Annotated in this window: 21 protein-coding genes; 4 read left to right on the plus strand and 17 right to left on the minus strand. The window is 66.9% G+C overall.

Annotated elements, in window-relative coordinates:
- Nucleotides 1–137: 137 nt before the first annotated feature.
- The 3 genes from ACQ3HB_RS18175 to ACQ3HB_RS18185 form a co-directional block, all read right to left on the minus strand.
- Complete coding sequence (locus ACQ3HB_RS18175; protein ID WP_430921977.1) at nucleotides 138–2,168, minus strand: ABC transporter ATP-binding protein; 2,031 nt, start codon at nucleotides 2,166–2,168, stop codon at nucleotides 138–140.
- Nucleotides 2,165–3,898: an ABC transporter ATP-binding protein gene (locus ACQ3HB_RS18180; RefSeq protein WP_430922104.1), complete on the minus strand. Its 1,734-nt coding sequence runs from the start codon at nucleotides 3,896–3,898 to the stop codon at nucleotides 2,165–2,167. Before ACQ3HB_RS18180 ends, ACQ3HB_RS18175 begins: the two co-directional genes overlap by 4 nt.
- Nucleotides 3,899–3,975: 77 nt before the next feature.
- Entirely contained in the window at nucleotides 3,976–4,776 is an 801-nt protein-coding gene (locus tag ACQ3HB_RS18185; protein WP_430921978.1) for a TetR/AcrR family transcriptional regulator, read from the minus strand.
- A 204-nt stretch (nucleotides 4,777–4,980) separates the two neighbouring features.
- Here ACQ3HB_RS18185 and ACQ3HB_RS18190 point away from each other — a divergent pair, with 204 nt between their 5' ends.
- On the plus strand, nucleotides 4,981–5,580 hold the full coding sequence (locus ACQ3HB_RS18190; RefSeq protein ID WP_430921979.1) for a TspO/MBR family protein: 600 nt from the start codon (nucleotides 4,981–4,983) through the stop codon (nucleotides 5,578–5,580).
- 193 nt (nucleotides 5,581–5,773) lie between these two features.
- Complete coding sequence (locus ACQ3HB_RS18195; RefSeq protein ID WP_430921981.1) at nucleotides 5,774–7,714, plus strand: BCCT family transporter; 1,941 nt, start codon at nucleotides 5,774–5,776, stop codon at nucleotides 7,712–7,714.
- Here the strand turns inward: ACQ3HB_RS18195 and ACQ3HB_RS18200 are convergent.
- Complete coding sequence (locus ACQ3HB_RS18200; protein WP_430921983.1) at nucleotides 7,665–8,648, minus strand: aldo/keto reductase; 984 nt, start codon at nucleotides 8,646–8,648, stop codon at nucleotides 7,665–7,667. The genes ACQ3HB_RS18195 and ACQ3HB_RS18200 overlap by 50 nt on opposite strands.
- Nucleotides 8,649–8,657: 9 nt before the next feature.
- Nucleotides 8,658–9,287: a DUF5684 domain-containing protein gene (locus tag ACQ3HB_RS18205; protein WP_430921985.1), complete on the minus strand. Its 630-nt coding sequence runs from the start codon at nucleotides 9,285–9,287 to the stop codon at nucleotides 8,658–8,660.
- 143 nt (nucleotides 9,288–9,430) lie between these two features.
- Here ACQ3HB_RS18205 and ACQ3HB_RS18210 point away from each other — a divergent pair, with 143 nt between their 5' ends.
- Complete coding sequence (locus ACQ3HB_RS18210) at nucleotides 9,431–10,000, plus strand: methylated-DNA--[protein]-cysteine S-methyltransferase (protein WP_430921986.1); 570 nt, start codon at nucleotides 9,431–9,433, stop codon at nucleotides 9,998–10,000.
- Nucleotides 9,997–10,578 (plus strand): DNA-3-methyladenine glycosylase I, encoded by a 582-nt coding sequence (locus tag ACQ3HB_RS18215; RefSeq protein ID WP_430921988.1) that lies wholly within the window; start codon nucleotides 9,997–9,999, stop codon nucleotides 10,576–10,578. The genes ACQ3HB_RS18210 and ACQ3HB_RS18215 overlap by 4 nt, the downstream gene beginning before the upstream one ends.
- 187 nt (nucleotides 10,579–10,765) lie before the next feature.
- On the opposite strand, the gene ACQ3HB_RS18220 is transcribed toward ACQ3HB_RS18215, so the two are convergent.
- From ACQ3HB_RS18220 to ACQ3HB_RS18275, 12 genes are all read right to left on the minus strand, one after another.
- Nucleotides 10,766–11,536 (minus strand): YaaA family protein, encoded by a 771-nt coding sequence (locus ACQ3HB_RS18220; protein ID WP_430921990.1) that lies wholly within the window; start codon nucleotides 11,534–11,536, stop codon nucleotides 10,766–10,768.
- Between the two features lie 4 nt (nucleotides 11,537–11,540).
- On the minus strand, nucleotides 11,541–11,816 hold the full coding sequence (locus ACQ3HB_RS18225) for a F0F1 ATP synthase subunit epsilon (protein ID WP_430921992.1): 276 nt from the start codon (nucleotides 11,814–11,816) through the stop codon (nucleotides 11,541–11,543).
- A 2-nt stretch (nucleotides 11,817–11,818) separates the two neighbouring features.
- A complete protein-coding gene (gene atpD, locus ACQ3HB_RS18230; RefSeq protein ID WP_430921993.1) occupies nucleotides 11,819–13,285 on the minus strand; it encodes a F0F1 ATP synthase subunit beta in 1,467 nt (488 codons plus the stop codon).
- 40 nt (nucleotides 13,286–13,325) lie between these two features.
- A complete protein-coding gene (locus ACQ3HB_RS18235; protein ID WP_430921995.1) occupies nucleotides 13,326–14,225 on the minus strand; it encodes a F0F1 ATP synthase subunit gamma in 900 nt (299 codons plus the stop codon).
- A gap of 3 nt (nucleotides 14,226–14,228) precedes the next feature.
- The gene (gene atpA / locus ACQ3HB_RS18240; RefSeq protein ID WP_430921996.1) at nucleotides 14,229–15,857 is read right to left on the minus strand and encodes a F0F1 ATP synthase subunit alpha; all 1,629 of its coding nucleotides are present in this window, start codon (nucleotides 15,855–15,857) and stop codon (nucleotides 14,229–14,231) included.
- 84 nt (nucleotides 15,858–15,941) lie between these two features.
- On the minus strand, nucleotides 15,942–16,739 hold the full coding sequence (locus ACQ3HB_RS18245; protein WP_430921997.1) for a F0F1 ATP synthase subunit delta: 798 nt from the start codon (nucleotides 16,737–16,739) through the stop codon (nucleotides 15,942–15,944).
- The gene (locus ACQ3HB_RS18250) at nucleotides 16,739–17,293 is read right to left on the minus strand and encodes a F0F1 ATP synthase subunit B (protein ID WP_430921999.1); all 555 of its coding nucleotides are present in this window, start codon (nucleotides 17,291–17,293) and stop codon (nucleotides 16,739–16,741) included. Before ACQ3HB_RS18250 ends, ACQ3HB_RS18245 begins: the two co-directional genes overlap by 1 nt.
- Before the next feature lie 30 nt (nucleotides 17,294–17,323).
- Nucleotides 17,324–17,557, minus strand: a complete 234-nt coding sequence (gene atpE / locus ACQ3HB_RS18255; protein ID WP_422781195.1) for an ATP synthase F0 subunit C — start codon at nucleotides 17,555–17,557, stop codon at nucleotides 17,324–17,326.
- A 45-nt stretch (nucleotides 17,558–17,602) separates the two neighbouring features.
- A complete protein-coding gene (gene atpB, locus ACQ3HB_RS18260) occupies nucleotides 17,603–18,400 on the minus strand; it encodes a F0F1 ATP synthase subunit A (protein ID WP_430922106.1) in 798 nt (265 codons plus the stop codon).
- Between the two features lie 242 nt (nucleotides 18,401–18,642).
- Complete coding sequence (locus ACQ3HB_RS18265; protein ID WP_430922001.1) at nucleotides 18,643–19,092, minus strand: Cg1360 family ATP-synthase-associated protein; 450 nt, start codon at nucleotides 19,090–19,092, stop codon at nucleotides 18,643–18,645.
- Nucleotides 19,089–20,342 (minus strand): MraY family glycosyltransferase, encoded by a 1,254-nt coding sequence (locus ACQ3HB_RS18270; RefSeq protein ID WP_430922002.1) that lies wholly within the window; start codon nucleotides 20,340–20,342, stop codon nucleotides 19,089–19,091. The genes ACQ3HB_RS18265 and ACQ3HB_RS18270 overlap by 4 nt, the downstream gene beginning before the upstream one ends.
- Nucleotides 20,339–21,526 carry an L-threonylcarbamoyladenylate synthase gene (locus ACQ3HB_RS18275; protein ID WP_430922004.1) on the minus strand — a complete coding sequence of 396 codons (1,188 nt, stop codon included), beginning with the start codon at nucleotides 21,524–21,526 and terminating at the stop codon, nucleotides 20,339–20,341. Before ACQ3HB_RS18275 ends, ACQ3HB_RS18270 begins: the two co-directional genes overlap by 4 nt.
- Between the last annotated feature and the right edge of the window lie 42 nt (nucleotides 21,527–21,568).

Genomic DNA, 21,568 nt, shown 5'->3' on the forward strand with positions numbered 1-21,568 from the left:
TCTGCCGGAAAACGGAGGATGCGGGTCGTGGAGCGGATCCGGAACGCATCCTGAAACGCATCCAGGCGCGGATGCCGCCCGCACCGCCCTGGCCGGACGAGGAGGCGATCCATGCCGGCCGGGGCGGGTCCGCCGGGTCAGGACCCCGTGCCGACCACGTCGTCGTCGTCCACGAGCGCGCTCGCGAACTGGGCGTTGTAGAGCGACCAGTAGGCGCCGTGCGCGAGGATGAGCTCGTCGTGCGATCCCTGTTCGACGATCGAACCGTTCTCCATCACGAGGATGAGGTCGGCGTCGCGGATGGTCGACAGCCGGTGCGCGATGACGAAGCTCGTGCGCTCCTGGCGGAGCGCGGCCATCGCCTGCTGCACGAGGACCTCGGTCCTGGTGTCGACCGACGACGTCGCCTCGTCGAGGATGAGGACCCTCGGCCGGGCGAGGAAGGCGCGGGCGATCGTGATGAGCTGCTTCTCACCCGCGGAGACGTTGGACGCCTCGTCGTCGAGCACGGTCGCGTACCCGTCCGGGAGCGAGTGGACGAAGCGGTCGACGTACGCGGCCTTCGCAGCGTTGATGACCTCCTCGTCGGTCGCTCCCTGTCTCCCGTACCGGATGTTCTCGAGGATCGTGCCGCCGAACAGCCAGGTGTCCTGGAGCACCATGCCGGTGCGCGAACGCAGATCATCCCTGGTCATCGTCTTGATGTCGACGCCGTCGAGGAGGATCCGACCGGAATCGACCTCGTAGAACCGCATGATGAGGTTCACGAGCGTGGTCTTGCCTGCACCGGTCGGGCCGACGATCGCGACCGTGTGCCCGGGCTCCGCCACGAGGTCGAGGTGGTCGATGAGCGGCTTGTCGGGGACGTATCGGAAGGAGACGTCGTCGAACACGAGGCGGCCGTTGCCCTCCGTGGGCGACTGCGGGTCTGCCGGGTCGGCGGACTGCTCCTCCGCGTCGAGCAGCTCGAAGACGCGCTCGGCGCTCGCGACGCCCGACTGCAGGAGGTTCGCCATGGAGCCCAGCTGGCTGAGCGGCTGCGTGAACTGACGCGAGTACTGGATGAACGCCTGGACGTCGCCGAGTCGCATCGCGCCGGCCGCCACCTGCAGACCGCCGACGACGGCGATCGCCACGTAGACGAGGTTCCCGATGAACATCATGGCCGGCATGATGATGCCGGACACGAACTGCGCACCGAACGAGGCCGTGAAGAGCCGGTCGTTCTTCTCACCGAATTCGGCGATCACCTCACGCTGCCGGCCGAAGACCTTGACGAGTGCGTGACCGCTGAACGCCTCCTCGACCTGACCGTTGAGCTCCCCGGTGTGCTTCCACTGCTGCACGAACAGTTTCTGCGAACGCCTCGCGATGAGGACCGTGACGAGGAGCGTGAGGGGGATCGTGACGAGGGCGATGACCGCGAGCAGCGGCGAGATCACGAACATCATGATCATGACGCCGACGACCGTGAGCAGCGAGGTCAGCGCCTGGCTCAGCGTCTGCTGCATGCTCTGACCGATGTTGTCGATGTCGTTCGTCACACGGCTGAGGAGCTCGCCGCGCTGGACGCGGTCGAAATAGCCGAGCGGGAGCCGGTGGATCTTCGCCTCGACGTCGCCGCGGAGTCGGAACATCGTCCGCTGCACGATGCCGTTGAGCACGTACGCCTGCAGCCAGCCGAAGACGCTCGACAGGACGTAGATCGCCATGACGAGCAGCAGGATCATACTGAGCGCGCTGAAGTCGATGCCGTGGCCGGGGTTGAGGTTCATGCCGCTCAGGAGATCGGCCTGCCCCGTGTCGCCCTTCTGGCGCAGGCCCTCGATGACCTGCGCCTTGGTCGCGCCGGCGGGGAGCCCCTTCGAGACGATGCCCTCGAAGAGGATGTTGGTGCCCTCACCGAGGAGCTTCGGCCCGATGACGCTCAGCGCGACGCTGATGACGCCGAGGATCGTCACGAGGATGAGCGCGATCTTGTGGGGCGCGAATCGGCCGAGGAGGCGTTTCGCGGACGGTCCGAAGTTCATGGCCTTCTCGGCGGGCATGCCCGCGCCGCCGCCCATGGGTCCGCCGGGTCCGCGCCTGACGGGCGGGCGCGCGACCGTGGAGCTGGCGGAGGTGTTCTCCGCGTTGCCGGTGTTCCCGGCGGGTGTGCGCTCGCTCATGCTGCATCCTCCGCTGCGTGCTGCGACTCGACGATCTCGACGTACGTCGCGCACGTCTCGAGCAGTTCGTCATGGGTTCCACGACCGACGATGCGGCCGTCCTCGAGCACGAGGATCTGATCGGCGTCCATGATGGTGGACACCCGCTGGGCCACGATGATCATCGTGGCGTCGCTGACGTCCGACGCGAGGGCTTTGCGGAGCCTAGCGTCGGTCGAGAGGTCGAGCGCGGAGAACGAGTCGTCGAAGATGAAGATCTCCGGCCGCTTCACCAGGGCCCTCGCTATCGCCAATCGTTGTCGCTGCCCGCCGGACACGTTCGTGCCGCCCTGCGCGATCGGCGCATCGAGGCCTTCCGGGAGCCGTTCGACGAAGCTGCGCGCCTGCGCCGTGGTGAGCGCCGCCCACAATTCCTCGTCGGTCGCGTCCGGCTTGCCGTACCGCAGGTTGCTCGCGATCGTGCCTGAGAAGAGGAAGGGCTTCTGCGGGACGAGGCCGATGCTGCCCCACAGGAGGTCCTGGTCGAGGTCGCGGACGTTCACGTCGTCGACGATCACGCTGCCGGCGGTCGCGTCGAACAGTCGCGGCAGGAGGTTGACGAGCGTCGTCTTGCCGGAACCGGTCGAACCGATGATCGCGGTCGTGGTGCCCGGCGCCGCACGGAAGGAGATGTCGCTGAGGACGGGATCGGCCGCGCCCGGGTAGGAGAAGGAGACCGCGTCGAGGCGGACATCGCCGCTCGGCGTGACGAGCTCGATCGGGTTCGTCGGCGGAACGACGCTCGATTCGGTGCCGAGGACGGCTCCGATCCGGTCGGCGCAGACCGCGGCGCGCGGAATCATGACGGCCATGAACGTGGCCATCATGACGGCCATGAGGATCTGCATGAGGTACTGCAGGAAGGCGGTGAGCGTGCCGATCTCCATCGAACCGTCGTCGATGCGGAAGCTGCCGAACCATAGGACGGCGACGCTGGACGCGTTGAGCACGAGCATCACGATCGGGAACATGAGGGCCATGAGCCGTCCGGCCTTGAGCGCCGTGTCCGTGACCTCCTCGTTGGCGACGGCGAAGCGCTTCCGCTCGACGTCCTCCTTCACGAAGGCCCGGATGACGCGGATGCCGGAGAGCTGCTCGCGCAGGATCTGGTTGATGCGGTCGATGCGGGCCTGCATCAGACGGAAGAGCGGGACCATGCGGACGACGATGAGCCCGACCGCGATGAGCAGGATCGGGATGCTGACCGCCATGAGCCACGAGAGCTCGAGGTCCTGCCGGAGCGCCATCACGACGCCGCCGACCGCGAGGATCGGTGCGGAGACCATGAGCGTGAACGTCATGAGCACGAGCATCTGCACCTGCTGCACGTCGTTCGTGTTGCGGGTGATGAGCGACGGCGCCCCGAACTGGGCCACCTCACGCTCGGAGAACTCCGACACCCTCGTGAAGACCGCGCCACGCAGGTCTCGACTCATCGCCATCGCGGCACGGGCTCCGAAGTACACGGCAGCGATCGCGCAGATCACCTGGGCGAGCGTCACGAGGAGCATGACCATGCCGGTGCTCAGGATGTACTGCGTGTCGCCTTTGGCGACGCCCTGGTCGATGATGTCGGCGTTGAGCGTCGGCAGGTAGAGGGACGCGATGGACTGCGCGAGCTGGAGCACCACGACGGCGAGCACGAGCGGCCAGTACGGCCGCAGGTACGTCACGCAGAGGCTCCAGAGCATGGGGCCGTCCTTCCGCTTGGCGCGGGGTGGACCGGCGGCGTCGGTTGACGGACCCGTTGTGGGTTGGGCGGTGGTGGTCATACGAACTCCCGATCGATGCGAGTGACGAGCGGAGCGGTGTTGGAGGCGACATCGCTGGGCTGAGCGGTGCTGGGTGGAGCGGTACTGGGTGGAGCGGTACCGGTTGGAGCGGTACCGGGTGAAGCGGTACCGGGTGAAGCGGTGTTGGATGGAACGGGGACGGAGGAAGCTGGCAGGACGGACGACGTGTCCGAGCTCGGAGGCGTCCCGACGACGCCGTAGAGGAAGATCGCGGTCAGTTCGTCGTCGTCGAACTCGGTGCCCTCGTTGAGCGGTTCGACGGACGACGCGAAGGCGAGGAGCCGCGCGATGTGGGCGACGCGGACGGGCGGCCAGTTCAGCTGGTCGCGATGCGGTTCGAGAACGCTCTCGATGATCGTCGCGAACTCCATGCGCGCCTCGCGGCCGGGCGGCGGTCCGGAGTGCTCCCCCGCCGACATGATCCGGAAGACGCCGCGGAACCGTTCGCGGAGCGCGATGAGCATCGTGCGGATCTGCCGCTCGACGGGCCACTCCTGATCGATGCTGCGGAGCTCCTTCCGCAGCGGTTCCGGGTCGAGGTAGGCGACGATCGCGGCGCGGATGATCGCCTCCTTGTCGCCGAACGCCCGGAACAGGGTCCCCTCAGCGACGCCGGCGGCCTCGGCGATCTGCTTCGTCGTGATGTCCCGGCCGTGCTCGAGCAGGAGCGGGACGACGGCCGCGGCGATCATCGCCCGCCGGTCGTCGGCGGGCATCGGGGCTGCACGGCCGCTCGGCGTCGTGCGCGGGGCCGGATCGGTCTCCTGGATGTCCACGCGATGATCATAAGTGAGTGAGCGCTCACTCGCAATGCAGGACACCCTCATCCACACCTCGGCCGCCGGACGCAAGGGGTGGAATCCATCAGCCGGCTTACTTATCGTCGTCCCGTGCCCTGTTCTCCGGACACGACCGGACACGACCGGTCACGGCGAGATACGACGCCGGGACACAGACACAGCGACCCAGAGGAGACGATGATGACCGATACCGCGCAGCACGTCACGGCACCCAGTGCCGAGGCCAGGAGCATCGAGCCGAGCACGGGACGAGCCGTCGTGCAGGACTCCACCGGACGTTCTGCGCTCGCCCTCGTGTGCTTCATCGTGATCGCCTTCGCGGTCGCCGCGTTCGGTTCCCTCTTCACCTTCCAGAACGTCGACGGCTGGTACGCCTCCGCCGACAAGGCCTTCTGGAACCCGCCCAACCAGCTCTTCGGCCCGGTCTGGAGCGTGCTGTACCCAGTCATGGCGGTCGCCGCATGGCTCGTCTGGCGTCGCCGCCGCGACGGAACCCCCGAGGTGAGCGATGAAGCCCGCCGCGCGCTCACCGTCTACATCATCCAGTTGGCCCTCAACTCGATCTGGACGCCGTTCTTCTTCGGCCTCTACCCGTCGATCGGCGCACCCGCGCTGTGGATCGCGCTCGTCGTCATCCTGCTGCTCGACATCGCCGTCCTCGCGACCATGCTGTCGTTCTGGGAGGTCTCGAAACTCGCGGCCGTGCTCCTCATCCCCTACTGGGCGTGGATCCTCTTCGCAACGACGCTCAACTGGGCGCTCGCGGCCCTCAACTCCTAGGCGCAGATCGAGAAGCGCACTGAGGCGGACGGGCCGCGGCATCAGCGCTCGCTCTGCCGCCGGATCAGGGGTTCACCGGTCTCACAGCACATGACGGGCGACAGCGCAACGTTGTTGGTCCGGAACCGTTTCCGTAGGGTTGGAGCGATCGCCGGGGACGATTTCCGGCGGCGAACCGGGAGCAGGACGCACGATGAGCGCACGAACACCGAGACCGAAGACCGCGAAGGCGCGCTCGAAGACCACTTCCCCCACCACGACGAGCGGCACGTCCGACGACACCATCGGCACGGGCAGCTCGGACGACGGCTCCGGGACCGTCACTCCCCCGACACGCTTCAACCCGTGGGTCCTCTGGCCGGCCCTCGCCGTCATCCTCTCGGTCGCGATCTTCTCGATCGTCTTCCCGGCACAGGCCGAAGCGGTCTTCGGCGCCATCCAGAGCGGCATCATCGGCAGTCTCGGCTGGTACTACGTACTGCTCGTCGCCGCGTTCGTCGTCATCGCCATCGTCTTCGCGGTCTCGAAGTTCGGCGACATCAAGCTCGGCAAGGACGACGAGGAGCCGGAGTTCAAGCTCCTCTCCTGGTTCTCGATGCTGTTCGCCGCCGGCATGGGCATCGGCCTCGTCTTCTACGGCGTCGGCGAACCCCTCACCCACTTCCTCGATCCCCGCCCGGGCGTCGTCGGTTCGCAGCAGGCGCTCGCCCAGCAGGCGATGACGCAGACCTACCTCCACTGGGGTCTGCACGCGTGGTCGATCTATGCCGTCGTCGGTGTGGCGCTCGCCTACGCCGTGCACCGCAAGGGCCGGCCGATGTCGATCCGCTGGGCCATCGAACCGCTCCTCGGCAAGCGCGTCGAAGGCGGCTGGGGCAACGCGATCGACTCGATCGCCGTCATCGGGACGGTCTTCGGCGTCGCGACCTCGCTCGGCCTCGGCGTGCTGCAGATCTCCGCCGGCCTCGGCTACACGGGGATCGCGGAACCGGGTCTCGTCACGCAGATCATCCTCATCCTCGTGATCACGGGCGTCACGATCTTCTCCCTCGTGTCCGGCGTCCACAAGGGCATGAAGTGGCTGTCGAACACGAACCTCATCCTTGCGGCGCTCCTGCTCGTGTTCGTCCTCTTCGCCGGCCCGACCCTCTTCCTCCTGCGCGAGTGGGTGCAGGCGATGGGCGCCTACCTGCAGAACGTCGTCGGCCTCACCTTCAACGTCTCCGCGTACCAGGGCGCAGCCGGTGAAGCGTGGCAGGCGTCGTGGACGACGTTCTACTGGGGCTGGTGGATGTCGTGGGCGCCGTTCGTCGGTGTCTTCATCGCGCGCATCTCGCGCGGTCGCACGGTCCGCCAGTTCATCCTCGGCGTGCTCCTCGTCCCGACGCTCCTCACGTTCCTGTGGTTCGCGGTCCTCGGGGGAACGGCCATCATGCAGTCGCTCCAGGGACGTGACTTCAGCGGCGCGGACGGGCCCGTCGACCTCAACACGGCGCTCTTCAACATGCTCGCGGGGCTGCCGGGCGGCAACATCGCCACGATCGGCGCGATCCTGCTCATCCTGCTGTTCTTCGTCACCTCGGCGGACTCCGGTTCGCTCGTGATGGGCATGCTCACGACGGGCGGCACGGAACCGCGCAACCGGGTGCGGATCGCCTGGGCGGTCGTGACGAGTGTGCTGTCGATCGCACTGCTCATCGCCGGTGGGCTGGCGTCCATGCAGACCGCGGCGATCATCACCGCCCTCCCGTTCAGCGTCGTGATCATCCTCATGTGCATCTCGAGCTTCAAGGCGTTCCAGGCCGAGGTCGTCGCGGAGACGGCGATCAAACGACGGCTGTTCCGCGAGCGGCTCACGAGATCGGTCTCGGCCGGCGTCACCGATCGGGTCGCCGAAGACGTTGCAGAACGGGTGAGCGAACAGCTCTCCGGGCAGTTGACCGAGCAGCTCACCGAGACGTTCACGGCGGCACTCGACCTCGAGGCGGTGCGTCAGGACACGCTGCGCGCCGAGGCCGTCGAAGACCTCACCGCGGCGAACGAGGCCGCGAACGACTCGACTGCGACAGCCGTCTCACGGGCGGCTACGCCTCCGGACGAGCCTCCGGCGGGAACAACTCCGAGATCTCGGTGATCTCCGCCGCGGTGGGCGTCCAAGCGGCGCCCGCTGCGGCATTGCCGCGAATCTGCTCCGGCGTCGTCGCCCCCGCGATGACGCTGCTCATGACGGGCTGCGCGAGCAACCAGCCGAACGTCGCTTCCAACATCGTGATGCCGCGCTCGTCGCAGAACGCCTGGAAGCGCTCGATGTCATCCCACGGCGCCGCGTCCAGCAGGTGCTTGCGCTGACGGATGAGCCGGCTGTCCGACGGGCCGCCCGATCGCGTGAACTTGCCCGTGAACAGCCCGTTGTAGAGCGGGAAGTAGGGCAGGAATCCGATGCCGGTGCGCTCGATGGCCGGGAAGAGTTCGTCCTCCGCCTGCCGCACGAGCAGGCTGTACTCGTTCTGCGCGGAGACGAACGCCGTGTGCTGCTGCGCCTTCGCTGCCCAGTCGGCGTCGACGAGCTGCCACGCGGCGAAGTTGGAGTGGCCGTAGTAGCGGATCTTGCCCTCCGCCACGAGCTCGTCGAGCGCGCCGAGCGTCTCCTCGACGGGTGTGTTCGGGTCCGGGGTGTGGAGCTGGTACAGGTCGATCCAATCGGACCGCAGACGGCGGAGCGATCCCTCGACCGCGAGCTTGATGTATCGCCTGGACCCCTTCGCGCCCCAGTGCGGAACGGGGCTGTCGAATGCCTCGTGGCCGAACTTCGTGGCCACGACCACCCGGTCCCGGCGGTCGCCGAGCGCGTTGCCGAGCATCGTCTCGCTCAGGCCGTAGGACTTCCCGTAGATGTCTGCGGTGTCGAAGAGCGTGACGCCGGCATCGATCGCCGCGTCCACGACGGCATCGGTCCCCGCCTGTTCCTCCGTGACGGTGCCTGAGCGACCGAAGTTGTTGCAGCCGATGCCGACGGCGGAGACGCGGAGGCCGCTGCGGCCCAGGGAACGGAAGGAAGTGTCAGCCATGCTCCCAGGCTAGCCCTGCGACCCGAACGGACCCTGCGGCCCGCCGGGGTGCTGCGGCTGTTGTGGCTGGCGCCGCTGGCCGTCGTGCCGTGGCGGGAACTGCCCGGGGTACGGGTTCGACGGGGAGCCCCAGCCTTCGAGGGGCATCGGGTAGCCGCGCTGGGCGATGAGCCACGGTTCGTACCGTGCCTGGCCGAAGCCCAGGATGAGCGCCCAGACCACTGGCAGGAAGATCCCGAGCACGAGGAAGCCGGTGTCCTTGCGGAAGGCGATGTTCGTCCGGTTCATGCCGATGTACAGGAAGACGAGCGTCACGATCGAGCCGTACGGGATCAGGATGCACAGCGCCCACCACCCGCTCTGCCCGCCGAGGCGTAGCCACGTCCAGTACTGGTAGACCGGCACCCACGCCTTCCAGCGTTCGATGCCGACCTTGGCGAAGAGCGCCTGAAGCGCGATTCCGAGGATGACGTAGGTGATGGCGAAGGTCACGAGCAGGATCACGCCGGTGACGAACAGGATCGTGAAGACCATCGCGGCGACGCGGCCGGAATCGGGGTGCGGGTCCGGAACGGTGGCCAGCGCCGTGGCGAGCGCGGATCCGGTCAGCGACTGGTCGAGCAGCTGGTGCAGTGGCATCGTGGGACTCCCCTGGTCGTCGGCGTGGCCAGCCTAGTCCGGACGCGGCCCGAGACTGCTCCACAGGCCGCGATTTCGCGGAGTCGTCCACAGATCGCTTCCGCAGCCTGCGGGAGCCTGAGGACCGCTCGTAGCGTCGGAGCATGACAACGAACAGCACGACAACGACCAGCACGATCACAACCGCGACTCCCCCGCAGACGCCGGATCTCCTCACGAGCTTCGTCCGGATGCCGAGTCCCATCGGCAGGCTCCAGCTCGTGTCGGACGGCCACGTCCTCACCTCGGTGAGCATCGAGCAGAACGGCGACCTCCCGTTCGATGGGCTCGACGAACGGCCGGACGAACTCCTCCTCGGTGCGGTCGATGAACTCGAGGCCTACTTCTCGGGCGATCCGGCAGGATTCTCCGTTCCGATCGGTCCGGCCGGGACGCCCTTCCAGCAGGCGGTCTGGCACGAACTCGCCGCGGTTCCGTTCGGGACGACGACGAGCTACGGGCACCTCGCGATGGCGGCGGGCGCGCCGCTCGGCGGACGAGCGGCAGGGCAGGCGGTCCGGGCGAATCCAGTGGCCGTCCTGATCCCGTGCCATCGGGTGCTCGCATCGGGAGGACGGCTCACCCCATACGCTGGAGTGAACCGCTCCGGCGGCAACGGACCGGCCACCAAGGAGTGGTTGCTGGCTCACGAAGGGATCGAGTACCGCACATGACCGAACGCGCACCGCTCATCGTGGGAGATGACGGCCGATCCCGCTGCTCATGGGTTGGCATCGACCCCGAGTATCAGCGGTACCACGACGAGGAGTGGGGAACCGCGCTCATCGGCGATCAGCGGGTGTTCGAGAAGATCAGCCTCGAAGGCTTCCAGGCAGGACTCTCCTGGATCACGATCCTGCGGAAACGCCCCGCCTTCCGGGAGGTCTTCCACGACTTCGACATCGCCGCCGTCGCCGCGATGACGGACGACGACGTCGAGACGCTCCTCCAGGACGCGCGAATCATCCGGCACCGAGGCAAGATCACCGCGGCCATCAGCAACGCACGCACGACGCTCGCCCTGGGCGAGAGCCTGTCCGACCTCGTGTGGAGCTTCGCGCCCACGGGCACGCTGCGGCCCCGACCCGTCGTCTGGGAGGATGTGCCCGCGGTCACCCCGGAGTCCACGGAGCTGAGCAAGACGCTCCGGAAACGAGGCTACAAGTTCGTCGGGCCCACAACGATGTACGCGCTCATGCAGTCGGCCGGGCTCGTGGACGACCATTTCGCAGGGTGCTGGCGCGCGGCCTGATCGACCCGGTCCGGGAGACCTGGCCTGCGCGACGCGGTCTGCGCTGCCCTGGCCGGCCCAGCTCCGGCCGGCCCAGTTCAGGTCAGCCCAGCTCCGGCCGGCCCAGTTCAGGTCAGCCCAGCTCCGGCAGGCCGTGCCCGGCCTGCGCGACCCGGCCTGCGCCGTCGGTGCCCGAGTTCCGGCCAGCTCAGACGACGAGGGCCAGTTCGGCCGGCAGTCCTCCGCGATCAGCATCGGGCTCACCGTGGGGTTCCAAGCGGAATCCGGCGATGGCCGCCCAGTCGACGAGTTCGTCGATCGTCTGGAAATCCAGACCAGCATCGAGCAACGCCCTCGTGAACCGGCCCTTCGCCTGCTTGTTGAAGTGGTTGAGGGCACGGCGGGCGCCGTCTGGCCCCTCGGTGAGCACCCGGAGGAACACGGCACCGGGCCGCACGGGCACCGGACCGAGCCCGACGTACCCCTCCGAACGAAGGTCGAGGAGCAGCCCTGTCGTCGCAGCGAGTTCCGCCGCGACAGGCGCCGCCCAGTGACGACGCAGCACGAACCCGGGCACACGCGAATCGTGCGACAGTCGGTACGCGGGGACCTCGTCGAGCCCGCCGACGGGCCCGAGCAGCGCGGAGTGCACCACGAGGTGCTCGCCCGCGAACGCGCGAGCGGCATCCGACAGGCTCGGGGCGTCCAGGCCGTCGTAGAGCACACCCGTGTACCGGTCGATCGCCGGCATCGTCGGCGAGGAAGCGAGCACGCGGTTGCGCGCCACTTCACCGTGCTGCTTCGGACCGAGCTTCAACGCCGTGATCGTCGCCGCCTCATCGGAAGCGAGGGACACAACAGCATCGACGAGTTCACCGCGCAACGACGAGAGCCCCGGAAAGCGCAGGTTCGCACAGTCCAGGGCTCTTCCGCCGCCGCCGTCCCGCTTCGTCTCCGAAGGGGGAAGGAGGATCAGCACTCGGCTACGAGTTGCTCACGAGGGTGGCGTTGCCGGCCACCACCGTGACGGTGTTGTTCTCGACGGAGAGGAAGCCGTCTTCCGCGTTCGCGACGACCTTCGAGCCGTCGTCGAGCGTGACGCGCACCTCACCGGAAGCGAGGATGGCAAGCATCGGCTCGTGTCCGGGAAGGATACCGATCTCGCCGTCGACGGTCTTCGCGATCAGCTGGCGCGCCTGGCCGGACCACACTTCGTGGTCGGCCGCGACGACGCTCACGGTCAGAGGAGCGGAGGCCATGATTAGCCGTTCTCCTTCTGGATCTGCGCCCAACGCTCTTCGACGTCGTTGATGTCACCGACGTTGAAGAAGGCCTGCTCGGCCACGTGGTCGAACTCGCCCTTGGCGATCGCGTCGAAGGACTCGATCGTGTTCTTCAGCGGAACCGTCGAACCCTCGACACCGGTGAACTTCTTCGCCATGTAGGTGTTCTGCGAGAGGAACTGCTGGATGCGGCGCGCACGCGACACCGTGACCTTGTCCTCTTCCGAGAGCTCGTCGACACCGAGGATCGCGATGATCTCCTGCAGTTCCTTGTTCTTCTGCAGGATCTGCTTGACCGTCGTGGCCACGCGGTAGTGGTCGGCGCCCAAGTAGCGGGGGTCGAGGATACGGCTCGTGGAGGTCAGCGGGTCGACGGCCGGGTAGAGGCCCTTCGATGCGATCTCACGCGAGAGCTCGGTCGTCGCGTCGAGGTGCGCGAACGTCGTTGCCGGAGCCGGGTCGGTGTAGTCGTCGGCAGGAACGTAGATGGCCTGCAGCGAGGTGATCGAGTGACCACGCGTCGAGGTGATGCGCTCCTGGAGGAGACCCATCTCGTCAGCGAGGTTCGGCTGGTAGCCGACGGCGGAAGGCATACGACCGAGCAGGGTCGACACCTCGGAACCGGCCTGCGTGAAGCGGAAGATGTTGTCGATGAACAACAGCACGTCCTGCTTCTGCACGTCACGGAAGTACTCCGCCATGGTCAGAGCCGAGAGGGCGACGCGCAGACGCGTTCCCGGCGGCTCGTCCATCTGGCCGAAGACGAGGGCGGTCTTCTCGAAGACGCCTGCTTCTTCCATCTCGTGGATGAGGTCGTTGCCCTCACGGGTGCGCTCACCGACACCGGCGAACACCGACACACCACCGTGGTCCTGCGCGACGCGCTGGATCATCTCCTGGATGAGGACGGTCTTGCCGACACCTGCACCACCGAAGAGGCCGATCTTGCCACCGAGGACGTACGGCGTGAGGAGGTCGATGACCTTGATGCCGGTCTCGAACAGCTGCGTCTTGGACTCGAGCTGGTCGAATGCCGGCGGCTGACGGTGGATCGGCCAGCGCTCGGTGATCTCGATCTGCTCGCCCGGCTCAGCGTTGAGCACCTCGCCGAGGACGTTGAAGACCTTGCCCTTGGTGACGTCGCCGACGGGAACCGAGATCGGCTCGCCCGTGTCGGTGACTTCCTGGCCGCGGACCAGACCGTCGGTCGGCTTCAGCGCGATGGCGCGAACCACGTCATCGCCGAGGTGCTGTGCGACCTCGAGCGTGAGGACCGAGGTCTCCTCGCCGATGGTGACGTTGGTCTTCAGCGCGTTGTAGATGCCGGGAATGGCATCGTGCGGGAACTCGATGTCGACGACGGGGCCCGTCACTCGCGAGATTCGGCCGATGGCGCCGGCCTTCACCGCGGCAGCGCCCTGCTCGGCAGTTGCGTTGGGGGTCATGTTCTTTTCTCTTCTCTGTCTCTACAGATACGTGTGCGTGTTACTTGGCGGACGAGAGCGCGTCAGCGCCACCGACGATTTCGGAGATCTGCTGCGTGATCTCGGCCTGCCTGGCGTTGTTGCGAAGGCGCGTGTAGTCGGTGATGAGCTTCTCGGCGTTGTCGCTCGCGGACTTCATCGCCTTCTGCGTTGCAGCGTGCTTCGCAGCGGACGACTGCAGCAGAGCGTTGAAGATGCGGCTCTCGATGTACGTCGGGAGGAGTGCATCGAGCACGCTCTCGGCGTCCGGTTCGAATTCGTAGAGCGGGAGGACCGAACGATCGGTGGGCTCCTCCACACCTTCCACGACCTCGAGCGGCAGGAGACGGACGACCTCCGGGGTCTGCGTCATCATGCTCACGAGGCGGTTGTAGACGATGTGGATCTCGTCGACGCCGCCGTCCTTCGCGTCCTTCAGGAAGGCCTCGAGGATGGCTGCGCTGATCTCCTGCGCGGTGGCGAAGTCGGGGTTCTCGGTGTTGCCGACCCACGATCCGGCCGACTCGCGCCGACGGAAGGTGAAGTAGGCGACGGCCTTGCGACCCACGAGGTAGTGCGTGACTTCCTTGCCCTGACTCTGCAGCAGTTCGGTCAGCTCGCTGGCTTCACGGAGGACCTGCGAGTTGAACGCGCCGGCGAGGCCGCGGTCCGAAGCGAACACGACGACCGCAGCGCGCTCAACCTTCTCCGGCTCGGTCGTGAGCACGTGGTCGACGTTCGAGTACGTCGCGACGGCGGACACGGCCCGAGTGATCGCACGAGAGTACGGTCCGGATGCCGCCACCCGCGCCTGCGCCTTCTGAATGCGCGACGCGGCGATGAGCTCCATCGCCTTCGTGATCTTCTTGGTCGTCTGCGCAGACTTGATCTTCTGCGTGTAGACCCGGAGTTGAGCGCCCATGGGCTAGCGGCGACCCTTCACGATCTTCTCCTGGTTGACGTCTTCAACCGGGAGCTCCTCAAACTGTTCGGAGCCGAGGGACTTGCCCTCGCTCGTCTGGAACTCGAGGGCGAACTTGTCGACCTCGGTCTCCAGGGTCGCGACCGTCGCGTCGTCGAGCACGTTCGTGTCGCGCAGCGTGGTCAGGACGTCGGTGTTGCGGCCGAGGTAGTCGAGCAGTTCGCGCTCGAAGCGCAGCACGTCCTCGACGGGCACCTCGTCGAGCTTGCCCTTGGTTCCGGCCCAGATCGAGACGACCTGCTCCTCGACGGGGTACGGCGAGTACTGCGGCTGCTTGAGCAGCTCGGTGAGGCGTGCGCCTCGGGCGAGCTGACGGCGGCTCGTCGCGTCGAGGTCGGACGCGAACATCGCGAAGGCCTCGAGCGAGCGGTACTGGGCCAGTTCCAGCTTCAAGGTTCCGGAGACCTTCTTGATGCTCTTGACCTGGGCGTCGCCACCGACGCGGGAGACGGAGATACCGACGTCGACCGCGGGACGCTGGTTGGCGTTGAAAAGGTCGGACTGGAGGAAGATCTGGCCGTCGGTGATCGAGATCACGTTGGTCGGGATGTACGCCGAGACGTCGTTGGCCTTGGTCTCGATGATGGGCAGACCCGTCATCGAACCGGCGCCGAGCTCGTCGGACAGCTTCGCGCAACGCTCCAGCAGACGGGAGTGCAGGTAGAAGACGTCACCGGGGTATGCCTCACGTCCCGGCGGACGGCGCAGGAGGAGCGAAACGGCACGGTAGGCCTCGGCCTGCTTCGACAGGTCGTCGAAGATGATGAGGACGTGCTTGCCGCCGTACATCCAGTGCTGGCCGATGGCCGAACCGGTGTAGGGCGCGAGGTACTTGAAGCCGGCGGGGTCGGATGCGGGCGAGGCGACGATCGTCGTGTACTCGAGCGCTCCGGCCTCTTCCAGGGCACCCTTCACCGAAGCGATGGTGGAGCCCTTCTGGCCGATGGCGACGTAGATGCAGCGGACCTGCTTGTTCGGGTCGCCCGTCTCCCAGTTGGCCTTCTGGTTGATGATCGTGTCGATCGCGATGGCCGTCTTACCGGTCTGGCGGTCGCCGATGATGAGCTGACGCTGACCGCGGCCGACGGGGATCATGGCGTCGATCGCCTTGATGCCGGTCTGGAGCGGCTCGTGGACCGACTTGCGCTGCATGACGCCGGGGGCCTGCAGCTCGAGAGCGCGGCGACCTTCCGATGCGATGTCGCCGAGTCCGTCGATCGGGTTGCCGAGCGGGTCCACAACGCGGCCGAGGTAGCCGTCGCCGACGGGAACCGAGAGGACTTCGCCCGTACGGGTGACCTCGAGGCCTTCGACGATGTTGCCGAACTCGCCAAGGACCACGACGCCGATCTCGTTCTCGTCGAGGTTCAGGGCCAGGCCGAGGGTGCCGTCCGCGAAGCGGAGGAGCTCGTTGGCCATGGCGCCCGGGAGGCCTTCGACGTGTGCGATGCCATCAGCAGCGTCGATCACGTGACCGACCTCGGTCGCCGCGGCCTTGCCGGGCTCGTAGGCCTTGACGAAGTCCTTGAGAGCATCCCGGATCTCGTCCGGGCTGATCGTGAGTTCTGCCATCATGTTCCTTTTGGTTGTGGAACCCTTCGGTTCCGAGAGGTGCGATCCGTCAGGATCAACGTCTGAGTTGTGGTGGCCGTCGGGTCAGCTGGCGAGCTTGAGACGGAGGTCGTTGATGCGGGCTGCGAGACTGCCGTCGATGACGTCGTCTCCCACCTGCACGCGGATGCCGCCGACGACGGCGGGGTCGATCACCTGGTTGATCTTCACCTTGCGCCCGGTGCTGGTCGCGAGGTACCGCTCGAGACGCTGCAGCTGGGCTGCCGCGACCGGTGAGGCCGACGTGACCGTCGCGACTGCGAGGCCCTGCTGGTCTGCGACGATCGAGGCGGCGTAGCGGAGCAGTTCGCCGATGCGGCGGCCGCGAGGCTGCTGCACGAGCTGGCTGACGATGCTGACCGTCTCGGGGCTGCCCTTGCCGGCGAGCAGCGAGGCGACGAGGGCTGCTTTGGCCTCTGCGCTGCCAAGCTTGCTGCTGAGGGCCAGTTCGAGCTCGTTGTTGCTGCTGACGACGTTGCCGAACTCGAACAGTTCGGCTTCGATGTCGCCCTGCGCACCGGCCGAGATCGATGCGGCGCGGAGGCCGATCTCCTCGATGCCGGCGAGCAGGTCGTTCTCGCTCGACCAGCGGCTCGAGACCACGGTCCTCAGCAGACCGAGCGCGGGGGCGCCCAGCTGGGATCCGAAGATGCGGTCGACGACTGCCGACTTGGTGCCGCCTTCGGCAGCCGGGTCGCTGAGTGCTGCACTCAGGTGCGTCGAGTTGCCGATGGCCCGGCCGGCTGCGAACAGTCCGTCCGCGGTGGCCAGATCGGCGCCCGCGCCGAGGGCGGCGAGGGCGTCCTTCGACGAGGCGAGTGCTTCTCTGGTCGCGCTTCCCATTACTGTGCTGCCTTCTCCGACGCTTCGAGGTCGGCGAGGAACCGGTCGACCACGGCCGTGGCCTTCGCGTCGTCGTTCAGCGTTTCGCCGATGACGCCGCTTGCGAGATCGAGGGCGAGGGTGCCCACCTCTGCGCGGAGCGACACGACGGCCGCCTGGCGCTCGGCTTCGATCTGCGTCTGAGCGCTCGCGGTGACGCGAGCGGCTTCGACGGTTGCCTGGTCCTTGAGCTCGGCCAGGATCTTCTGGCCGTCGACACGAGCCTGCTCGCGGATGCGGCCTGCCTCCTGTCGGGCTTCGGCCAGCTGAGCGTTGTACTGCTCGAGCGCGGCTTCTGCCTGCTTCTGCGCCTCGTCCGCCTTGGCGATGTTGCCCTCGATGGCCGCAGCGCGGTCGTCGAGCAGCTTCTGCACCTTGGGCAGGATCATCTTCCAGAAGAAGATCAGGATGATGAGGAAAGCGAGCGCCGACCAGACGATGTCGTAGAGCTCAGGAAACAGCGGGTTGTGCGTTGCCGCTTCCTCCGCTGCAGCTGTAATCACTGCGTGTGACATCGTTCCTCCTTCTGAGGTGTGAAAGAGGGTTTACTGGAAGATGTAGAAGGTCGCGATACCGATGAACGCGAGCGCTTCGGTGAAGGCGATACCGATCCACATGAGGACCTGGAGACGGCCGCCCAGCTCGGGCTGGCGAGCGGTGCCTTCGATCGTCTTGCCGACGACGATACCCACGCCGATGGCGGGGCCGATGGCTGCGAGGCCGTAACCGACCGTCGCGATGTTTCCGTTGATAGCAGCGAGAACGGTAGTGGCGTCCACGTTATTTCCTTCCGATGTGTGAGCAGGCGGTGTGCCTGGCTCCGATTAGTGCTCTTCTGCGACCGCGAGCTGGATGTAGACCGCGGTGAGGAGGGTGAAGACGTATGCCTGGAGGACGGCCACCAGGAGTTCGAACAGGGTGAAGGCGAAGCCGAAGGCGAACGTTCCGACACCCAGCAGGGCGAACCAGCCGCCGAGGTTGAAGATGAAGAACTGCGTTGCTGCGAAGAACAGCACGAGCAGGAGGTGACCGACGACCATGTTCATGAGAAGTCGGAGGGTCAGCGTGAGTGGCCGGATGATGAAGGTCGAGACGAGCTCGATGGGCGTCACGATGATGTAGACGGGCCACGGCACACCTGCCGGGAAGAGCGAGTTCTTGAAGAACTTCGCTGGGCTCTTCCGGATGCCGGCGTAGATGAAGGTGATGTACGACACGGCGGCGAGGACGAGCGGCACACCGATGACGGACGTTCCGGCGAGGTTCAGGCCGGGGATGATGCCCGTGAGGTTCATCACGATCACCATAAAGAAGATGGTGGTCAGGATGGGCAGGAACCGCTTCCCATCCTTCTTGCCGAGGAGGTCTTCCGCGATGTTGATGCGGACGAAGTCGAGGGCCATCTCTGCGAGGCTCTGCGCCCGGCCGGGGATGAGCTTCATCTTGCGCGTCGAGAGCCAGAAGAACAGCAGGATCGCCAGCACCGCGATGAAACGGATGATGATGATGCGGTTGATGGCGAACGGCGTTCCCTCGAACAAGATGATGTCGGGGAAGAATTCATCGATGGACGGCCCGTGGAACTGACCATCATTGGCGGCCATCGGGACGAGCAGGTGCAAGGCGTTAGCGAACAGCACGTATCTCCTGTTTCGGGGCGTGGAGCGCGGCTCTCGCGACGACGAACGGGGGGAATGTATCCTCTCTGCACGCCGAAGCGCGTTCAGGGGGAGGATTCACGGACAACTCTAGCAAGGAATTCAGCCTCCGACGAACCCAGGAGCCGCTTTCTGCATGAGGATTCCGCATTTTTTTGCGCGGAACGCTCACGAGACGCTCGATGGATGCCGTTCGGGGCATGCGTTCAACCGCCCTGGTTCTCGTCGGGCTTCGGCAGCACGTCGTGCGAGACGTACGGCACCCGCACCTTGGCAGCGACGATCGCGTCGACCACGAGCGAACCCACGACCCCGACGATCACGCTGATGAAAAGCACGGGGGCGTTGACCCACGGCTGATCCTTCAGGATGAAGCCGAGGACGAGGAAGAGGACGAACTTCAGGAGCCAGCCGCCCATGACGACACCGAAGAAGATCGCGACGAAGAATTCACGACCGATGTAGCGGTTGGCGAAGAGGATGCTGCCGGCGGTGATGCCGAGGAAGACGAGGGCCATGGCGGTGCCGAGCAGGGCGCTCGTGAGGCCGCGCGTGCCGTCGAGCGAGAAGCCGATGATCCCTCCCACGACCGCGATCACGAGGGCGAGGAGCGCGCCCCATTTGAGGGCGGCCTTGAACACTGCATTGGAATTCATGGGGTGTCTTTCTTGGCGATGGTGTCGAGGACCACGTCGGGAACCGGGGCGTCGGGGCTACGGCCTTCCGACGCTTCGTCCAAGCGATCGTACTCGACGAGTCCGAGTGAATCCTCGGCGTCGTGCTCGAGCACCTGTGCGGCGCGCTCTGCGCGGCGTCGTTTGCCGATGGGCGCGAGCGTGAACGCCGTGCAGGCGACGACGCCGACGACGACGAAACTGAGCGCGACCCACGTCTGCACGGCGAAGAACAGGAGGCAGCCGACGGAGATGACGGTCGTCCAGCCGTAGAAGATGAGTACGGCGTGCACCTGGGTGTGCCCCATGTCGAGCAGGCGGTGGTGCAGGTGCAGGCGATCGGCGCTGAACGGCGACTTGCCGGCGCGCAGGCGGCGGAGGACGGCGAGCACGAAGTCGACGAGCGGCACGACGAGGATCGCGAACGGCAGGATGATCGGGATGAACGCGGGCAGCAGCTGCGTGTTGCCGAGCGCCGCAGGATCGACCTGGCCGGTGACGGCGGCCGCGGAGGTCGCCATGAGGAGGCCGACGAGGAGCGCTCCGGCGTCGCCCATGAAGAGCCTGGCGGGATGCCAGTTGAGCGGGAGGAAGCCGAGGCAGGCGCCGACGAGGATCGCCGCGATGAGCGACGCGAGGTTGAAGTAGTCGCTCGCGCCCGTGCTCGTGACGAGCAGCTGGGTGTACGCGAAGAACACGGTGTTGGCGATGATCGCGACGCCCGCGACGAGCCCGTCGAGCCCGTCGACGAAGTTGATGGCGTTCATCACGAGCACGATCGCGAAGACCGTCATCGTGAACGACACCCACGACGATCCGACCGTGAGGCCGCCGATGGGCAGCGAGTAGATCTGCACGCCGAGCCACGCGACGAGCCCCGCCGCCATGAACTGCGCAGCGAGCTTGATCATCCAGTCGAGGTCCCACAGGTCGTCAGCGACGCCGATGCCGACGATGAAGAGCGCGGCGCCGAGGATCGCCAGAACGGGTTCGGGGTCGGCGAAGACGAGCGAGAAGAACGGCAGCTGGGAGGCCACGCCGAACGCGATGAGCATGCCGACGAACATCGCGACGCCGCCGAGCCTGGGCGTCGGCGTCCGGTGGACGTCGCGCTCGCGGATCTGCGGGTAGATGCGGTACTTGATCCCGAAGCGGAGCGCGACGTGCGCCATGCCGTAGGTGATGCCCGCGCTCACGACGAGGACGATCAGGTACCCGTAGAACTGGTTCATGGGGTCGGCGGCGCCTGCTGTTCGGGTGCTTCAGCTGATGCTTCAGGAGCAGGAGCGCCCTTCGCGGCGGGCTTGCGCTTCGCTGCGGGGGCTTTGGCTGCGGGGGCTTTGGCTGCGGGGGCTTTGGCTGCGGGGGCTTTGGCTGCGGGGGCTTTGGCTGCAGCAGCGGCCTTCGCCGCTGGGGCCTTCGCGGCAGGGGCTTTGGCAGCGGGAGCTTTGGCAGCGGGAGCTTTCACAGCGGGAGCTTTCACAGCGGGCGCTTTCGCTGCGGGAGCTTTCACAGCAGGCGCCTTCGCTGCGGAAGCTTTCACAGCAGGCGCCTTCGCTGCGGGAGCCTTCACAGCAGGCGTCTTCGCTGCAGCGGGCTTCCGCGCAGCGGGCTTCCGCGCCGGGGACTTCGCCGGAGCGGCGGGCAGTTCTGCGGCGGTGTCCCCCGCAGCGTGCTCACCCTCGGCCACGGGCTCCTCGATCGCCACGACCGCCTTGGGGCGGCGCGCGGGCTTCGACTTCACCCAGGGTTCCTCGGCAGCGGGCGCGAGCAGATCGCCGATGACCTCGTGCAGCTGCTCCCGCGTGACGGCTCCGTCGCGGAGGATCGTGACGCGGCCGTCGGGAGCGCCGAGAGCCGTGGCATCGATGATGGTCGAGGACTGCTCACCGCTCGGGCCGCCGTCGAGGTACACCGCGACGGACTCGCCGAGCATCGCCTCGGCAGCTGCGGCGGAACTCGCAGCGGGCTCGCCCGTGAGGTTGGCCGAGGACACCGCGAGCGGTCCCGTCTCCTGCAGGAGTTCGAGTGTGATCGGGTTGGCCGGCATCCGGAGGGCGACGGTCCCGGCGGTCTCCCCTAGGTCCCAGGCGAGCGACGGCTGGGCGTTCAGGACGATCGTGAGCCCACCGGGCCAGAACGCCTCGACGAGCTGACGGACGGCGTCCGGAACGGTGTCCGCGAGGGCTTCGAGCGTGTTGACCCCGGGCACGAGCACAGGCGGCGGCGACTGCCTCGTCCGCCCCTTCGCATCGAGCAGGCGCTGCACGGCCGCCGGCGAGAACGCGTCGGCGGCGACGCCGTACACGGTGTCCGTGGGGAGCACGACGAGTTCGCCTCGTCCGAGGGAGGTCCGGGCGAGACGCATCCCGGAAAGCAGCTGCCCCTGGTCGAGGCAGTCGAAGATCTGCGGCATGTGGGATCGTCCTGGTTCGGGAACGGGAGGACGCACCCGACT

The organism is Plantibacter lichenum (genome assembly GCF_050587525.1).
In the GTDB taxonomy this organism is placed as follows: domain Bacteria; phylum Actinomycetota; class Actinomycetes; order Actinomycetales; family Microbacteriaceae; genus Plantibacter.

Bases quoted from the DNA above. Each gene is read 5' to 3' on its own strand.
- ACQ3HB_RS18175 (WP_430921977.1), bottom strand. From the start codon at position 2,168: ATGAGCGAGCGCACACCCGCCGGGAACACCGGCAACGCGGAGAACACC.
- ACQ3HB_RS18180 (WP_430922104.1), bottom strand. From the start codon at position 3,898: ATGCTCTGGAGCCTCTGCGTGACGTACCTGCGGCCGTACTGGCCGCTC.
- ACQ3HB_RS18190 (WP_430921979.1), top strand. From the start codon at position 4,981: ATGACCGATACCGCGCAGCACGTCACGGCACCCAGTGCCGAGGCCAGG.
- ACQ3HB_RS18195 (WP_430921981.1), top strand. From the start codon at position 5,774: ATGAGCGCACGAACACCGAGACCGAAGACCGCGAAGGCGCGCTCGAAG.
- ACQ3HB_RS18200 (WP_430921983.1), bottom strand. From the start codon at position 8,648: ATGGCTGACACTTCCTTCCGTTCCCTGGGCCGCAGCGGCCTCCGCGTC.
- ACQ3HB_RS18205 (WP_430921985.1), bottom strand. From the start codon at position 9,287: ATGCCACTGCACCAGCTGCTCGACCAGTCGCTGACCGGATCCGCGCTC.
- ACQ3HB_RS18210 (WP_430921986.1), top strand. From the start codon at position 9,431: ATGACAACGAACAGCACGACAACGACCAGCACGATCACAACCGCGACT.
- ACQ3HB_RS18215 (WP_430921988.1), top strand. From the start codon at position 9,997: ATGACCGAACGCGCACCGCTCATCGTGGGAGATGACGGCCGATCCCGC.
- ACQ3HB_RS18225 (WP_430921992.1), bottom strand. From the start codon at position 11,816: ATGGCCTCCGCTCCTCTGACCGTGAGCGTCGTCGCGGCCGACCACGAA.
- atpD (WP_430921993.1), bottom strand. From the start codon at position 13,285: ATGACCCCCAACGCAACTGCCGAGCAGGGCGCTGCCGCGGTGAAGGCC.
- ACQ3HB_RS18235 (WP_430921995.1), bottom strand. From the start codon at position 14,225: ATGGGCGCTCAACTCCGGGTCTACACGCAGAAGATCAAGTCTGCGCAG.
- atpA (WP_430921996.1), bottom strand. From the start codon at position 15,857: ATGGCAGAACTCACGATCAGCCCGGACGAGATCCGGGATGCTCTCAAG.
- ACQ3HB_RS18245 (WP_430921997.1), bottom strand. From the start codon at position 16,739: ATGGGAAGCGCGACCAGAGAAGCACTCGCCTCGTCGAAGGACGCCCTC.
- ACQ3HB_RS18250 (WP_430921999.1), bottom strand. From the start codon at position 17,293: ATGTCACACGCAGTGATTACAGCTGCAGCGGAGGAAGCGGCAACGCAC.
- ACQ3HB_RS18265 (WP_430922001.1), bottom strand. From the start codon at position 19,092: ATGAATTCCAATGCAGTGTTCAAGGCCGCCCTCAAATGGGGCGCGCTC.
- ACQ3HB_RS18270 (WP_430922002.1), bottom strand. From the start codon at position 20,342: ATGAACCAGTTCTACGGGTACCTGATCGTCCTCGTCGTGAGCGCGGGC.
- ACQ3HB_RS18275 (WP_430922004.1), bottom strand. From the start codon at position 21,526: ATGCCGCAGATCTTCGACTGCCTCGACCAGGGGCAGCTGCTTTCCGGG.